Source organism: Spartinivicinus poritis (assembly GCF_028858535.1).
Lineage (GTDB): Bacteria > Pseudomonadota > Gammaproteobacteria > Pseudomonadales > Zooshikellaceae > Spartinivicinus > Spartinivicinus poritis.
In genome coordinates, this window is sequence record NZ_JAPMOU010000013.1 from 43,908 (window position 1) to 62,725 (window position 18,818).

General features: G+C 39.8%; 1 protein-coding gene (only partly in view). It reads right to left on the minus strand.

The annotated features are described in order from the left end of the window. Window positions 1-18,818, minus strand: the 3' portion of a protein-coding gene (locus tag ORQ98_RS11985; protein ID WP_274689048.1) for an Ig-like domain-containing protein. It continues 18,766 nt past the right edge of the window; the window shows 18,818 of its 37,584 coding nt (coding positions 18,767-37,584); the start codon falls outside the window, past its right edge; it ends in the stop codon at window positions 1-3.

The window sequence follows — 18,818 nt, forward strand, 5'->3', positions numbered from 1 at the left end:
TTATAAACTACATCCTGTGAATTGTTTATCAACTTTTAAAACAAAGTCACCAGTATAATTTAATGGACTTGTTCTTTTTAAACTTAAAGCTTCTGACTCTTCTAGCTTGTAATCACTAACAATTAGTTTATATCGACCAGAGCCAATACTAGTTTTTATTTTTCGATCCCTACTTAGCCTTCTATTATCACAATCTCTACGAGTAGAAGTGTAATTTGTAAGATAATTTCCAATATTTGTATCTTTATAAAGGAAATAGCTTAATTTTGAATTCATTGGTTTCTCTACAAACCAAATATAAACCTCTCTTCCTTCTGTTACATCAAACTCAAAAGTCCATATTGGCTTCTCTTCAGATAAAGTGCCTTTAAATACTGTTGGAATACTATTGTTGCTACCAGTTTTGACCTTAAACTCAAGGGAAGTAATCTGTCGATCTTCACCAACACGATGTTCAGTTACCCGCCAGCTAAAGGTTTTTGCCTCATCAGCTTTGGTCACTTGATACCAGGCATTCCAGTCAGGTTGATAGTATTTTTTATTACCACTACCAATTCTTGTAGCAGTTAGCTTTAAGTAAGGCCTAATAGTTGAATTACTTGATTCAACAGTACTACTTAATTCTAACTGAGCTAAATTTATTGACTGCTGACAACTCGTACATGTGTACTTTCCTTGAACAAAAGCTTCATCAATACTAGTTTCATTTACCGAAGCTCCTTCTGTGATAATACCAAGTATATATAGCCCTTTATCCAGTTGCACATTATCAGATAAACACAATTTATATTTTACTGTATTGGTGTCTAATATCTGTTCAGCTAGCACTATACCAGACTGTTTATCACCAACCTCAAAACTACCATCATCCTTAAACAAGGCTGTTTTAATACCACTTAAAGATGAGGTGAATGAAATTGGGCAGGCTTGATCTGATAATTTCTCATTATTTACAAAGCTAAAATATAACGGTGTTAACTGCTCAATACCATTATTTGCCTTATAACCTGTAGCATGTACGCTTGCCAACTCAGCAATAGTCTTAACACTAAAGTTTGCTTGTTTAACTGGTTGACCATCTATCAGCAACTCAACTGATAAATCATTAAAACCAGGATCAGTAATTGTAAAGTCAAACCTTAGGCTATCACCAACTGACTTAATAATAGGTTGCTTAAACTCATCAGGATTAAAGCTAGGTAATGGGTCTTCAATAATGGTGACCTGACGATAAATAGTCCCCCACTTAAGTACTTTATTATTGTATTGACCATAATCTGTCTCAACCCCCACTTTTAACTCAAAAGGCACTGTCTGTCCTACTAAAGAGGCATCAATACCCTCAATACCTATCCTATTAACAGTATTTAATCTTACTGAGTGTTCTTTGCCATTAAATAGGGCATACGCACTACCCACCTTATTGTTATTTGTGCGAAGGTTAAATTGTAGTTGCTGATTACGAACCCCTGCTAACAATTTAGCTTCATCAATCCATTCAAAACTGACATCTTCCTCCACATCATAAACTTCTCCTTTTAATGGGCGGTATTCGGGAATGATGAGTTTGAATGTTCTTGTTTTTAGAGAGTCGCTGCTTGTTTTGATCTGCACCTCTACTTCGTATTCACCAGGTGCTAATTCTTTAGGTAAATTTAAGCCAAACTCTTTGTCAGCATAAGAGCTGTAATAAGGCCCTCTTACCTCAAGCTTTTGTATTTCGTTACTACCTTGCTTCAAAGTAACACTCGCCACTTTCCCCCCGCTTTTCAGATAAAGTGGCACACTAATACCGTAATGACCATTAGCGTATAATTTAGCTGCAAGTTTTTCAGGCAGCCAGAAGTCAGGTTTTTCCCTTTCCACTACCAAACTATTTAAAGGAATATCCAGTTCTATCATTGGACTTAAAACTGGTAGCCCGTCTGTTGCATGCACAAATTGAAAGATTAACTTGACACTCTTTAACTTACTTGCCAGCCAGCTCTCTATGTCTTCTTGGTTTACATATAGGACATTTTCATATGGATTAAACAATACTGAATAAATAGGCCCATCAATCCTATTTTTAAATTCTACAGGATATATGGTTCCACCAGCTACCAGGTCTGCTTTATGTATAATATAAGGGACTGTTGAGTTGATCGATAATCCAACAGCTGCTTTATATCCATTAAACCAGTATTTATCTAACGGCCCTTTAATTGCTTCTACTGTTATAGTTACTGGAGGTTCTTTCACATCTACCACTTCAACCGATAGTTGATCCTGATAAATATTTCCAAGTTGGTCAACAATAACTACATCCGTTGAATAGTTACCAGCTACTGTTAAATGGCTTAATTTAAATGGTAGATCTAAAATTGTTAATGCCTTATTAACGTCAATACTCCAGTTTAATTTATTTAACTGAATTTTTTTACTACATGAAATAGATCTTGATACCTCATAGTGCGCCCAATTATTAATGGTGCATTCTGGAGAGACTAAAACTCCAGTGGTTAAAACATAATACTTCAAATCTAAACTAGCCAATACACTAGTAGGATCAACACTCAATTGATAAGTTAAGACTTTTTGCTCATTCTGTTTTAACTGCAAACTACTGCTGTGAAGTTTTTCAATTTCAGCTTTTGAGTGCTCAACAACCAATGGTAATACCCACATTTCTCCCTGATACTTCACTGCAACAGTTCGCTGAGCTTTTACTAACTGTTGAATATCATCGGCCAATAAATCATTCAGCTTAATATCAAGCTGGTATCTGCTTTCAGCCGTTACCTCAAGATACTGCACTAAATCTAAGCTGCAAGTCCCTTTATTTTCACAATAATACTCAAGTGTCAGAGAGCCTTCTGATGGCTGGTATTCAAACTGCATTTGCAATCTAAGTGCATTTTCATCAGTTAACGTACTGACAGGTGGTTTAATTGGGCTATTTAGCAGTTTGTCTTCTAGCTCATTGATTAATCCTTGCCTAACACCCAATAACTCCAGTTTATTGATATCCAGATTTACTTTGCCACTACCAATAGGGGTAAAAGAGGCTTGTGTTTCTTTCAAGCGACTGTCATCAATCGTACTCTGGTCAAAACTTTCTACTTTTTCCTTAGGCAACGGTAATTCTAATGGAATTTCAACGGTATAGTTTTGGTCTGAGCGTTGCTCAGTAAAACGTAAGCTGTACATTACAGTTGGGTTTTCCTCGATCCAGGCTCTCACTAATCGATTAAACTCTGTTAAATTATCTGTCATATAACGCTTAATGGGACGAGCATACTTGCTTTCTTTATATTCTATACTGATAGTAGCCTCTAAATTTTGCTGTGCTTCAACTGGTTGCCCATCAGCTAACAGTTCAACTTGAACTTGGTTATAACCAGGGTCATTTAGTTTTAAATTCCTACCTAATACACTAATTACATTTTGAGCAGAACTATCTGTTGCACTATCCAACCACTCAACCTGTAATTTTGGATCTTCCACAACAGGAATAACTAAAGTAAGCGTTTTTTCCTCACCATCCAGTAATGCTATTAGCTGTAATTCAATTGACTGGTTACTGCTCCAGTTCACTGGTGGTTTTTCCACATTCAAGACAAACCGATAGCCACGATATAATTGGCTTTCACCATAAAAGTAATCGCCAATAGTGCCTATACAGCTTTCACTACTTTCTCTTGTAGCTTCTTCTACAGCACTTGTAGAAGTTATACATAGATTATTTTCTGCAAGTTTGGCTGACTTTAATTCCAGCGGTTTATCGCCAATAAACTCTAAGAAAACTTTTAACTGATCTGCTCCAGCATAAATACGCTGCACCTGTGGCATTTCAAGTAAACGAATAGTGTTTTCTTGGATCAGTGCACCAGTAACAGTTAAATCAACTTTTGCTGTTAATTCATCTGTTGCCAGCTCAGCTAGCTCTACCCGCAGGGTTGTGCTTCCAGCTTTCAGCGCTTCAAAACCACCAGTAACTGGCTTGGCTATGGTGGGATCGTTTGAGTAATAGTTGAATAACCCACTGACTTCTGATGCAAAAAACCAGAAACTAAGGTCATCTTTTTCAAATCGCACCCGTACTTTAGGCACAATAATCCCTTGGTCCTTGCCTAGTGCATAGTTCAACTGTCGTTCAATAATCTCAACTTTGGTAATGTAAAAAGGATCTACCTCAAAGTCGCTTGCATTGGCTGGGCTTGAGTTAGAGATATGCTCAACCACATCGGGTATACCATCACCATCAAAATCATTGAAGCGCTCTTCATCATCCGTAATTGTACGATACTTATACTCATAGTAGTCACTTAAGTGGTCATTATCGGAGTCAGAGTTATTAGGGTCAGTACCTAACTCCAGCTCTTTGCTATTAGATAAGCGATCACCATCATGGTCATCAACCCCATCTAAAATGCCATTACCATTAGTATCTGGGTCTGCAGGATTAAGACCTGGAGTTCTAAACTCCAGCTCATTATTAATGCCGTCACCATCATAATCTTCACCTACTTTCAAGATATTAATGGCGAGATTATTTGCAACTTTAACAGCATTTTCTTCACTGCTAGAGTTATCGATCAACAGGCTAAGGGTCGTTAGTTTTCCATCTTGATAAGCAGGTGATTCGCTTCCATCACTTGAAATTGTTGGTATTACAACTGACTTTTCCATTTTACCTGGATCAATATCAACGCTCTGAAGATCATTATTTATTGACCAATTCCATTTAGCACCTGTGGAATAAAGGTTAACACTTGAGTTAACCAGTAATTTAAATTCACTCCCTTCTAAAGCAAAGTATTTTACCTTTCCTTCTTGCTCTTTCTTTGCTACTGCCCCCTGAGGCATAAAGTAAATATGTGGTGCTGTAATAATTATCTGTTGAGGCAATATATCATCGTCCACAGCCTTGCCTTTTAGACCAGTATTCACCGTATTAAATTGATAGTTTTCCCCTTGTATTAGCTGGGCTTCTGGAACAAAACGCAACTGTTGCTCCATTAACTGCCACTCTCCAGCAATCACCTCATCTGTTCCAGCTTTAACGATGGTTAATTTATTAGAGTCAAAATAAATGGGGTTGAGTGGCTCACTTAACTCAAATACCAATGGTGTGATAATTGAGTTAACCACTTGCTCAAAGCTAGCCTGTGTAATAGCAGGCAAACGTTTCAAAAATTCAACTTCTAATGTTTTACTAATTGGGTTTTCAGCCAATGCTCCCTGGTTTGCTAACACTGTAAATCTAACGACTGCTGGTTTTGAGCTACTTAATTCAAAACCATCTTTATGTTTACCATTATCTAGCCGTAAAGAAGTTGGTAGCTCGACTTCTTCATTCAACTCATCATTTTCCAGTGTTATAGAGGCTTCTATATCAGCTTCAACTAACTCGTTTCCTTGCTGTATATGAGAAACCTGGTTACCAAAAGCATCAACCAGTTTCAGTTTGTATTTTATTCTGTCACCTGCTTCTAACAACTCTTTTCTACCAAGTGGATGCTTTGTAATTTCGTCTTTTTCAATTGCAAAACCCACTGGCTTTCCTGGTAATAAGTCAATTGCAGGATCTTGTTCTACCCAAGTATTCCCTTGTCTGGTTCGTATTTTCAACCCATTTTTAACCAGCTCAAACTGATATCCATTACCCGCTTTAGTCGCAGCCTCAATTTCAACCACAACACCTTGTTTAACTAAAATCTGGGCACTTTCTCTATTACCATCATTAACTACATTCAGGTTATTGGAAAAACCAAAATGGAAACCTTCGGGTAATTTCAAGGTTAATGGTACAGACTCTTCCAAGGTGACTTCGTTACTGGCTGCATCATAGGCAGCAAAGCGCATGGTAAAGCCGCTTCCTGCCACCACTTGTTGTGGATAATCCAAATCAATAGACGCCACTTTTCCAGGTATTATGGTGACTGGAGTAGAAACACCACCAATATAGGAGTATTCAGTCAGCTTCGCTTGAATAAAGTATTTCTTGGCTTCACGAACAGTATCAAAGGTTAATTGGGCAACGCCTGTTGTATCAGTGGCAGAGGTAACTATCGGTTTTGGGTCATCCCGGTTTTCATCATCTACTAATAACCATTGAATTTGCTGGTTAGCTACTGGTTTTGCCGCACTATCAAGCACTTTTACTTGATAAATCGCTGTATCGCCCACTTTAACCTTAGCTGGGTTAATCGCTGCATCATCACTTTTGATAAAGCTGATTGTGTTTGGTTTTTGGGTTAGTGGAATCGTAAAGATTACTGATTCCGCATCCTGACCTAAGCTATCAATGACTTTGACTTTAAAGCGATAGTTATCATCAGGAAAAACATCGGTTGTTGGCAGTTTTAGCGCTACATTTAAATAATTGCGCCAGCCTTTTTGGCTTGTTTCCTCTAAAAGAACCAGCTCACCATTAGACATCACTTGATAAATTTGAAGTAATAACTGCTTTTTCCCACCATCATCAATCTTATCTAAATTACTTAATTCAATAGCAGCATTATTCCCGTAAATACCAGCAACAGGCGGTTTAACCTTAAGCTTTTCGATATCAGGGGCCTGATCTCTCACCAGTTTCACTGGCACTTGATGCAGACGGACTTGTCCTGCATTATCGTATAATTTTACGGTTAAAGTAGTTTGCTCTCCTGTTTCAGCTACCCGAGCATCACGCAAATCATTTACTGTAAAATAAACAGAACCTGAAGTATTTTTATAGAAGTCCTTAGTTTGACTAAAGCCATTCCACATCACTTCAGCATGGTCTAAAGCAACATCGTCATTTGCAGCAACAGACACTTCAAAGCTGCTGCGTTCACGAACACTGGCTTTTACTGTTGATAATTGATCAAGTGCTAATGATTGCCCATTTATGACTAAGCCAGTTAATTTAGGCTGCGTATCTTCAATAACGGTATAACTTAAGTCAGTTGAATTAGTGTTACCACTATAGTCTTTGACAACCAGCTTATACTTTAACTGTTGGCCTTTTACAGGTGTGGTTTCAGTAAAATGAATTTGATTACCACCAACTTCCGCTTTCACCAGTTCGTCATTACGGTATAAGAAAGCAACATCAATTCCACTTTGCTCATCACTATAACTACCCAGTACTTCAAATGGGTGGCCTTCAATCACTTTATTGTTATAAACCGACTCACCTTCAACGCGTAAAGATAAAGTGGGGTCTTTCGAGTCGTACTGTCGGGTAATTGGTTTAGCAGCGGACTCTGCTACATTGCCATAAATATCGATTGCCCGAACTTTAATATAATGTCCATTGCGTTCTTGTTCGTAATTACGATAGATCACATATTCCGGGCCATAATGTTTACCTATCATTTGATAGGCTCCATCGGCGGTTTTCCCTTCAGAAATATAATACTCTACTTGTTGCACAGGGAATCTTGAGTTATTAACTAATGCTTCAATTTTAAAGGGTTTTGGCAGATAGCTGGTGCTATCAATAAATAACTCAACGTCAAATTCATTTTGTGGCAGCTCCTCACCCTGTAGCACCACTCCCCGCTCAGCCCCTTCAATTACTTCCCCTGTGAAGGTTTCTATTCGGGAACGAATAAAGAATGGCTGGCCATTACGCAACTGGGCAGGTACCACAACACCTGCAGTAAATGGCGCTTGTTGAGAAGCACCAACAATGTTTTCTTCAGTTGTCACTCGATTATTGCCCACCTCTAATTCATAGTGGTCAATAATGCTCAGTACATACTGAACTGTTTTTACCGCTTGACTATTTTCTAAGGCAAAAGATAACTGATCGCCTTGTACAACGATATTCCATTGCTTAGGCTCAGCCAGTTGGGTTGCCGCATGTACTAATGCCATTGGGTATTGTGTTAATACAACACCTTCACCTCCTAACCCAATAGCCAACCAATTACCTTCCACTGCTATTGCAGTCACTTTGGCACTGGCACGGGTTTCAGTCAGTTCACTGACTGGCTTGGTTAACCCTTCAAGCCATTGCTGTTTTGCTAAACTGTACGCACTGATTAATACTTCACCTGCATCATCAACATAACCAACCCAAAGCACTCCCTGATTGACATGTATTGCAGTAATTTGCCCTGCACTGCCTTCTGATAATTGCGGTAATTTAATATTTTTAGTTTTAAGTGTATTAACATCCAAAACCGTAATGGTTTGTAGTCCATTAACAAAATATAGTTTTTCAAAACCTGCTCCTACTAATGCAATCGCCGCTGCTGCTCCTGTATAAGCAGGTTCAATTTTGATCTGATGCGTTTCTATTGGCCATTGACCACCAACATCCACACGGAAAATTCGTCCTTGTTGGGTAGTGACATAAACAATATTTTGTAAATTGGTTAGGCCAGTAATTACCTCACCTGCCGTAGCATCTTGCTTAGTCAAATCCACCATGTGGTTTTCATGGGTATGACGGTTGACATAAAACAGTCTTGTTCCTGAAGACGCCACGATATAGTCAGACGTAAGCACCATGCGCTCAACTTCAACTCCCGTTAAGAGTTGCTCAGTACGCATAGTAAGCCCTTGACCAGTCACCTTAATTAGTTGCTTGGTCTTCTTTAAAGCCAGATAGCGGTTATCTCCATCAGCTAATATATGGTTGACTTCATTGGTATAAGTGGACAGGTAATTCTCTAATTGCCAGTTACCATTCTGGAAGTAGCGTTGATAGGCTCCATAACCTGCTGCTGCCACATGTAGTCGGCCATTATGTAAACTCAGGTCTGTAACCAATCCTTTATTTGGCTGAGCAGCCAACACGGTTTGCCAATTGTTGTCATTAAACTGGACTTTATAAACGGCCCCTGTATGACCACCTAAATACAGGTTACCTTGGGCAAAGCTCACTTGATTACCCTGTAATTCAGGTACAGTAAATTGACCAATTAATTGTGGCTGATCAGCAATATTTGTATCAACCACATATAACTGCTGAGCAGCCTGATTAACCAATAATAAATAATTACCAACCGCTAGGGCTTGGTCAGCTGAACCAGGCAAGGCAATAGACTGCACTTGCCTTACTTTAGCTATACGATGCAGGGTGTTTTGTTCTGTCATCACCCATACACCACTATTGTGCACTTTAGCCCACTTCGCTTCTTTAATTGATGCTACAGGGCTGGCGCTGTCCCAAGGGTATAAACCATTTTGGGTGAGTAGATAAAACTGGTTATTCCACTCCACTGCTTGAATAAACAGACTTTGGTTATTTTCATTCAAGTTATTTAAGTTAACTGTCTGTAAGTTTTCTAATGCATTGCCACGAATTTGATAGCGGTAAGCTTGTTCATCACTCCAAGCAATCAACTCACGACCATTTTGAACAAAACCTTTTAAGCCAGCTAATGGATGACGACCCACTTCTAAATAGTCTTCAGCTGGGTCGATAAATAACAGACCATAATTAGGGTCTAAGCCAATTAACCGGTCACCTAAACGCTGTAGCTGGCTGAAGTCCCTATCCAGCTGAGTTACTTTGCCATCAGTTGTGGTATATAGCTCACGGCCTTGTAAGTACCAGCTATAACCAACATCAGGTAACAACAGGTCATGAGCCAATAAATTATTAGATTTTTCTAATATAAATGGACGAACCACCTTTATCATGCGTACAACAATCTCTTTATTACCAAAATCATCAGTAGTTTCTGCTGTCAGCTCAAGGGTTTGGTTAATATAAGACAAATCAGGTATAGCATAGCGAATAGATTTTTCACCTGCTGCTAACACATTCCCCTGTTCATCTTTCAACACCAGTTGGCCATAAGCACCCACAGGCAGGCTATTTTCAAGGGAAATATTTAAGTCAGCACCCGCCATGATAGATAGCGGTAAGCCCACTAACTGTGGTACAGGTAGCGTATACTTGGGTGATAAACGCAAGCCTACTACAACCTGATCGTATTGATAATGTGCCCCAGCATAGGCATCAACTTTTAACTGATAGTTTTCCTGTTCACCACGCAGTGAAGGCAGTTTAAATGACAGCTTACCTTTTGCAGATTTCACTATCCGACGGAAAATCAGCTGATCATTAAAGTCATATAAACCAACGACGGCATAGTGAAAATTAATATTTTCATTAGTATCAGGGTGAGTGGTGGCCACATGGTATTCAACTGTTACCTCATCACCTTCTTTTAACTGACTGTTATGTTGTGGCTGTAATACTTGCAAACGGGTATTAGCAGAACTGTCACTCGATTTAATTAAATTCCAGTTTAATGTCGCTGGCTGACTATTTAATTCAACAACCAGATTTGTCGGTTCTACAGTAGCTGGCAATTGCCACCAGCCAGTCGCCGCATTTGCTACTAATGCCATAGCCTGCTTATCAGCTAAACTGGCTTGACTGACTTTATTATCATTACCCAACAATGCAGTGACAGGTACTAAACCAGCGGAGGCTAACGTCTGACCATTGGCTGGCTGCCGGCTTGTATTAGCAATAAAATTATTCACTGCAGGTAAATTAACAGCAATTTGTCCACTGCCTGCACGACTTTGCCAATGCAGATTTACGCTGTCATTTTTCTGAGAATAAGGCAGCAACAATTGCTGGCCATTACGAGCAACAATTAATAATTTACCTTGCTGATCAGTCAACCACAGCTTTAAGTCAGGCTGTGATATCTCTGGTTGTAATGGCTCAGCACTGACATCTAATTGCCAACCCGTGACAGTTGTTTTAGTCGTTATCTTTGGTTCTGGTAATGATGTCGAAGTTTGAATAGCACGCTGTAAAATCGCCTGAGACGTTACTTCAAATAAAGCAGTTGGTGTAAATAACAGCTCATTAGCATGATAGTCTGCTACCTGGTTAGCTTGTTGATAAGCCTTCCATAAAGGCTGATTATCTTGTTCAGTTGCAAGCCAAAGCCATTGGTTATCCCAGTGAGCTTGGTTAATGGTATTAGGTAAGTTTATTGCTTGATCAATTGCTTGTATCAACTCACCTTGGTCACTAATCACAAACTGCTGTACTTTAGTAACCGATTGGTTGGTTACCCAAGTAGCCAAACGATTACCACTGACTGCCAACCCTTGCTGGTCAGCTAAAGCCAGGAATAACTGCTGATTAAGCTGTAAAAAGCCACCAGCCACCGTTAAGCCAAATTGGTATAAACCAGAAGCCGTCAGTGCATATAACTGGCCTTGATCCAACTGCACAGCACGTATTGGCTCTGCCACACTAATGCCTGCAGCAGGCACTGCTTGTAATTGGTTGTGTTGATTGTTGGTTAACACCAGTGCAGACAAGGTTTGACCATATTGCAGGTATACCGCCTGGCCATTTACTCCTATCAAATCACCGTAAATTTTTTGCTCAAATACAGATCGCCATTGACCTGCTTGAGCCTGATATACCACTAGGTGGTCATCACCACCTTTTAATACCTGGGTTATTAATTGTTGACCATTAAAACCAAGGAATTTCACTTTTCCTTGTTCAGATGTTACTAACTGCTGCTCTACATTACGGATGTTAAAACCACCGCCACGCTGGTTTTCCACCCAAATTAAAGCAGCGTTACTGTTATTAAAGCCTGGCGCATAAACAGGATGCTCAATTTGCCAGGTGGCATCTGTTGTTTGATAAACAGGTAATTTATCGCCATTAAAGTAAGGCATCACCTGTAGGGTATGACTGGCAGTTTTACTATGGCCAGATAAGTCCTTTAATAAAGCCTCTAAGGTTAAGTTAGCTACATTGGTTGGTGTCTCCCAAAACTGAATGCCTTGCTTCAATTCTGCCTCAACTAATGCTGCCTGATCTGATTTAACCACCAGTTTGGACTGCCTGCTATAGTCTACCATTTCTGGTTCTACTGCAGCCTGTACAGATAGCTCTGTACCCGACAAAATATGGGTTGCTGGCTGGCTGTTAATTGTTAATGCTTCATCAATACCCTTATCTTTTTTCACATTTAGGTGAGCACGGGCTTTTAACGCAGTGCCAGCTTCCACACGAGCTAACACAACCACGTCTTTTTCAATAGCAGGAATTGTCGTCGTTACAAATACTTGCTCTTTGTCTTCTGCACTACGCGTCAGTTTAATCGGTGCAGGGTTATCCAAGTGATCAGCCTGGCCAGCAATATCCAAATATAAAGTGGCCTCTAACACATTGCGCATTAATACTTCAAATGTCACTGGTTGTTTTTCGTGGAATACAGCCCCATCTGTTGGTGACAATATCTTAAGTTGTGGCGCCCCTAATTCTGGATCATAAAAATGTATGGTAATTTCCGACCGACCATTAGCCGCTGGATCACTTTCATTACCATTCGGGTCAAAGGCACGTACCTTAATGTTAATACTTTCAATACCGCCATTATTTGAGTTGCTATCCTCTGGTTTTTCTTGAGTAAAACTATAATGGTTTGGTGTTTTTAATGATTGCCACTCTTCATTATTTTTCGCCAGTTCTACTCGATCAATACCATATTTATCAAATGAGTTGATGAGTACATCCACTCGCTCACCATAAGGTACAAAGTCATCATGCTTAGGCGAAACAATGCTGATGGTTGGCTTGGTTTTATCTAAATGCAAGGTATAAGTGGCATTTAAATCACTGATGGTATTTAAACCAATATTCACCCGAAGCCGTGCTTCAAGTTGCAAACTTCTAGGATTATCACTGGTAAGCTTAATTAATTTAGGATGACGTAGCTTGCCCGTAATGGTTTGACTACGTTTATCTGTTGATGCCTGTTTAGTTGTTTCAACTGGCTGCCACTTATTGTTGAGCTTCACCTGAACCTGGCTGTAATCCCAGTCAACCAAGTCCACATCCCCAGTTACATTAAATATCAAGGTTGCGGTTGTAGCTTCTTCCACTACTTCAGGTGTTGTACTAAAAGAGGCTAATTTTACTTCAGGGTCTTTTAGTTTAATCCGATAAATCTGCTCAACTTTTTGTTGTCCATCACTGGCAATTACTTTTAATGCAAGACCTTCAGCTTTATTATGAACACTTAAAGTAAAACTTTTTTGTCCATTTTTACACTGTCCTACTGATTTTTCAGGGCCAAAATTAAAGCCACCATCAAATGACTCACGGTATTTAAAACTTAATTTGCCTCTCCTGTTATCTTCAGCTGAAACAATCAAGCAATACTCACGGTTTTTCGTTAACACCGCCTGACCATCACCATCATCACTGGTAGATGTAATAACCTTATTGGTATCAGCACGGGTTAATTGAATATTCCGTGGTGGTAAACGGTCATGGGTTTGGGCATCATGTTCATACCGTCCTGCAGTCACATCATTACCGTAAGCGATATTGTCATGCTTATCTTTAATTCCCTCTATTGTTACTTGGTAGATAGAATTATGTGCTAAGGCATAACCTTTTTGGGGTTTAATTTGAATAATATTATTTGCCACCAACTGATCTTGAACAAAGAACTCAGTGACATCTTGTGGTGGTTGGTTGCCATAATCATTAAATACACGAACCACTTTAAACTGACTAAAGGTTACCGGCTCATCTGCCTCAAGTCGTACTGGTTGCTGATAATTCAAGTGATGTTTCACGCGAATATGAGGAGCTGTGTCATCCATCGCCGTCAACATCTGGTTAGGTGTTAATGTCACTTGCTCATTGGTTGATTGCCGTACTACCTCAACCCGATACTTACTACCTGCCTTATAACTGTCGGTTTTAGCTACAGCAGGCACAGTAAATTGGATTTCATTATTTTCATAACGATAGTTCAGCTGCAGGCTAGTATCTTCAGCAAAGGTTTCTTTTTCAGCCAACCAATACAATTTCACATCCGTGCCAAGCCCTTTGCCTTGCAAGCGAATTGCTGTACCACCAATATCACTGATAATCGATGCCTGCTCAGTAGAACCTACATTTTCTTCGTCAGTTCCATAATGACTAACAGCTGCTGTTAACGCCAATTTCTCCGTTACATTAATAGCGGCTGGTAAAATAATGGTTTGTTCATTAGAGACTAAGGTTAACGAATGTAACCCTACTTGAGTTAAACGTTGGTTAAAGTACAACTCATTGCCATCAGTAGTGACAGTAAAATCATTATTAGCTTTTAACAGCCTTTTACCTGCTACTTTAACTTCAGTAATTTGATTTAATTTTTGGCCAACAATAGTAACCTGGGTAGCATCCTCATTATTCATAGCAGTAGGAGCAATACCTGCTACTGAGATTTGTTCAAAACCAAATAGTTTTGCCGTTTTAACCTGACGTGGCACATTAAAGTCCATCGCAGGTAAGTTAACGGTTTGCTTGGGTTGGTTAAAGAAATTTAATTTATAACGGCTATCTAACTGGTATTTACCTCTTGGCCGGAAGCTAAGAATATTCCCTTTTAGCTCCACATCACCAGGCACCAGCTCATTGGTGTCCGCTTTCCTCACCTGCACAATAACGGATTGCCATGCCTTACTTTCACCACTGGTCAGAAGACTAATTGGGTTACCGTTGTTAGCTAACCGGTTTGGATATATCGCATAAGCATTGGCAATGGGTAGCTGTACGTTGTAATACCAGCGACGGTTATTCCACTCTAACAAACTGCCTTGTATACTCAATTGATCAGTATTAGCAAACCGAGTAAATACCGGCACCAAATCAGTTAATTTATTTTCTTGACTTGCATTAATGTCATAAACATTAATTTTTGATGATTGAGCAATAGCCAATAATTCTCCACTTAATGCAATATCCTTAATTTCAACATTAACGGGGTAATTCGTTGCCTCAATATTTTGTAAGCTGACGGGTAAATTGCTGGTATCAATAAATTGCAAACTTCGTTTACCTGCAATCACACCAATTGCCCCATTAACTTTCATAGTCAGTGGTTTTTCTATAATGCTGTGGCTAACAGTCTCAGCTATTGTTGCTGGGGTGGCAATTGAGCGGGCTTCAATGGTTCTGGTTCTATATAACAACAGATGATCTTCCACAACCGCAACATCCACTAAGCGGTTATTTGCATCAGTTAAAGTAACTTGTAATAAATCAGCACCTAGTTCATTACCTAACACCAAGTTATTTTCCGCATACCCAACAAAACCATTTGTTAGTGGCCGCAATTTATCCATAGCATAGCCACGGGCATTATTAATGGTATTCACCAACTCAGGTGAATAAGGGTCTGCGACAGACCATACCTGTACATCACAGCGCTTACCTGTAGGCACAGTTTTCCCACAGCCACTACCAACCAGCAAGGTCACATAACCATTATTCATTACAGCCGTATGGACAGGACGGTTGACATTAGCTGTAGACAACAGCAGTGGTATATCACTTTCTAAGGTGGAATAAAGTCTGAATTCACTATCTTTCCAGACCAATAAATTAGAGCCACTCCGATACCAACCTGCAATATCGGTAATTTGTTGTTTTGGCTCCAGGGTAATTAACAGTTTTTTATTTTCAACAGGCTTTCCATCACCATTTTGAATAGAAATAGTGAGTTCACCTAAAGTGTTTGCAGGCAATCTAAAGCTGATTATTTCAGATGACTCAAATCGGACATCTTCTGCAGCTTTACCATTGATTAATACTTTAGTTGAAGGGCTAAAGCCTTTACCTTGAATGGCAACGATATCCTGCTGATTAAACTGATACTGATGTATATTGTCATTTAACTCTTGATGATCACGAGAGTAACGACCAATTTGTTCAATAGTTGGGTCGGCTACATAAGTCAGCTGAGCCGCCTTAAAGTGACTTAATGAGCCATTACTTATGGTTATACCCACCAAACGATTTTCTGCAGGTGACTCAGATAGTGCCGGGACAGTAACAGTTAATTGATTCGCTTTGGTCAATTTGACTGATTCAGTTGGCACAAGTTGGCCACCAATCGACACACTGCTATTCTCAGTAAAACCTTCCCCCGTAATTTGGACGGTTTCCCCCTTATGCCAGCTAGAGAATGCTGGGGTAACAGAGGCAAATTTTGGACGGACTTGTCCTGTGGCAACAAATTTAAACCGGTAATCAGCACCTAAAGCCTCACCATGAATATCTTTAATACCACCAGACAATACGACACGATACTGCTTATTAGCTTGCCAAGAGGCCGCTGGGGTAAATACAAGTCGTGTACCCGCATTATTGGTATATGCTTTAACAGTACCACTCACAGGCACACCAGATAAGCTGACTGTAAATAACTGATTAATACTCTCCTTAGCTAACTGGGTATTACTGATTAAACGGTTAAATTGCACCTCAACCTTTTCACCTTTGGCAAGTAGGCCACTTGGTGCAGGGAATTGCTCCATAATAGTGAGCAAATCATTTTTAATCGTATTTAAACCACCACCTAAAGCTGTTGGCAGCTCATCTGCTGGTGCAGGGTTTTCTACTGCCTTACCATTGTAATAACCAAAAGCAGTGCCCGCATAAAGTGCACGAGGCGATACAGCAAGTGCTGTGGTATTACCCATTACGGCATAGTAATAATGTAATGGTATAGGCTCAGCTACATTGCCGGCTAGCCAACTGGAAATATCAAATAACTGTACATCCCCTTCTTCTGCTACTACATAAAGGGTTTGGCCATGAAGGTATAGGCGATTGGCTGAAATATCTCCATTTGCCATTAAGTGGGCTAGTTTTAATTCAGCAATTTTAGTAGCTGATGTATCGCTATCCAGGGTATAGAGTTGTACTGTTCCATCACGACCAGTAGCAACTAATAATAAGTTATCCTGAACCCAAATATCTTCAGGTCTAATTCTTCTCTCTTTACTATTAGTTACATTAACTTCGCGAATAACCTTAAACTCACCACTGGCCAGCTCAACTTGCACTAGTTTACGTAGCCCTGTTTGTACTATCCACAAACTATCGTCTGCTATTCTCAAGCGATATGGCGCACCACTAATTTGTTCATTAGTTAGGTGGCGAATTAACTGCAGATCATTTGCCTGTACTTTATAAATGCGAAGCCCTTTGCGTGTCGCTACATAAAGCACATTATCCTTCACTGCCAGGCTTCTAATGGTTTCATCCTGAGGTAATGGATAGTCCTTTAATAACAGCGGGTCTGTGGCTAAGGTAATATCAAAATCGAAAAAGTAATTTCTCCCATCGTTGCTATTACCAGCAACAAATAAACGATTACCTTCCAGGGTGATATCAACAAACTCACTTAAACTTACTCCATTATTTTCTTGGTTACTTGTTGCATCAAAATGGAAAGGCTTGTTTGTGTTATTAGCGTTTTGTTTTTCGATTATTTCAGGTTTTACTGGATCTGCAACATTTAATAACGAGAGCCTTGCATTAGAACTTATTAAGTCAGGATGCTCTAAACCTTTACGGTCACGCACACTAAACGAACCACCAGTAACCACATACAACAGCTGGTCCTTTTGCACTAAAGCAGACACTGGGCTAGGCACATCGGTTGGTAAATTAATAGAGCCAACTTGTTTACCTGCATAAAAATAGTTTTCAGTGGCTTTACTGACTTCACCAGGGAAATTAGGCTGCTCCACAGTAATGGAAACTGAACCAAAGTTGCCAGAAGGCGCACGCACTTCAATATGATGACTATTAATAACCTTTAAATCACCCGCCAGATTATTGCCAAACTTAACCGTAACGCCATAACTGAAACCACGACCATAAATACTGACACGATTACCTCCCTCTGGTGGGCCAGATAATGGGAAGAAGCTGTCAATATGAGTTTTAGGTAGGATAGTCAATGCACCTAATTTAATAGTGGTTAAACCTGCTTGCTCCACTTTAATAGGCAACGTTGTCGCTGATACACCTAAATTTAAGGTTGGCATAGCAAAAGTAACACTCTTGCCGTCTTCCGCTACTGTGACTGAACCAGTAACCAGGGTTTCACCCACCCATATTTTTAAGCCAGATGCAAAGTGGTCACCTATTAATTTAACCGTTTCAGTCTTATCACCATGGAATAAGTGAGTGTTTTTATTAACAGCACTTTCTGTAGTTGAACCATCTATAGCTGAATCATGACTTGTATCTTCTGTTAGGCGCTCTACTCGCTCAATAGCAGGGCGTTGCACAGGCTGATAAGTGTAATGCGCTGTTGCACCAGCAACCATTGGTTTGCCGGTTAAGTCCAACCAGTCCTTCGCTACTTTTATAGTAAAGCCACCGGTTGGCATGGTCTCATTAAAACTAATATCTAAATAAGCACCAACCAGACTATTAATGGCAGTTACTTCATAGGCAGACTGATCAATTAACAGACCTGCTTGGTCAACTAACTGTAACCAATCAGTTAGTTTATCTTTGTCAGTATTCATTAAATTATTAAAACGAACCCGAATGGTTTGTTCTTTCGCGATGACACTGCCAGCAGCTGGAGTAAATGCGGTTACCGCTAAGTTAGTCGTGCGAATTTGTAGAACACCACCCTGATTAGACGACATCAGCTGCCCACCTTGGGCAAATAGCTCCCCGCCTTTTTCCCGCTTTTGCCAGTGAGAAAGCTGATATTCACCTGTTTGATCAGGCACTAATACCCAATGACGATTATGGGTACCAATATGGACCTGGCCATATTCCACTTGCATGGAAGCCTGTAGCAGGTCTTTAGCTTGTCCTGCCTTAAAATCTTGTGCTGCTTCAATCGACAAGTTATGCAGCTTCTGCTGTAGAGTGCCACCAAAACCAGATACTTCAGCCAGTTTTAAGTTATCTTTATACAGGTGCAGGATAACCAACTTGCCATCCTGCCAAGCAATATCAATAGGCTGGCCTTGCAGCTGATTGTCGTCTGATTTTGCATGGAAAATAATGCTGCTATAACCAGCCG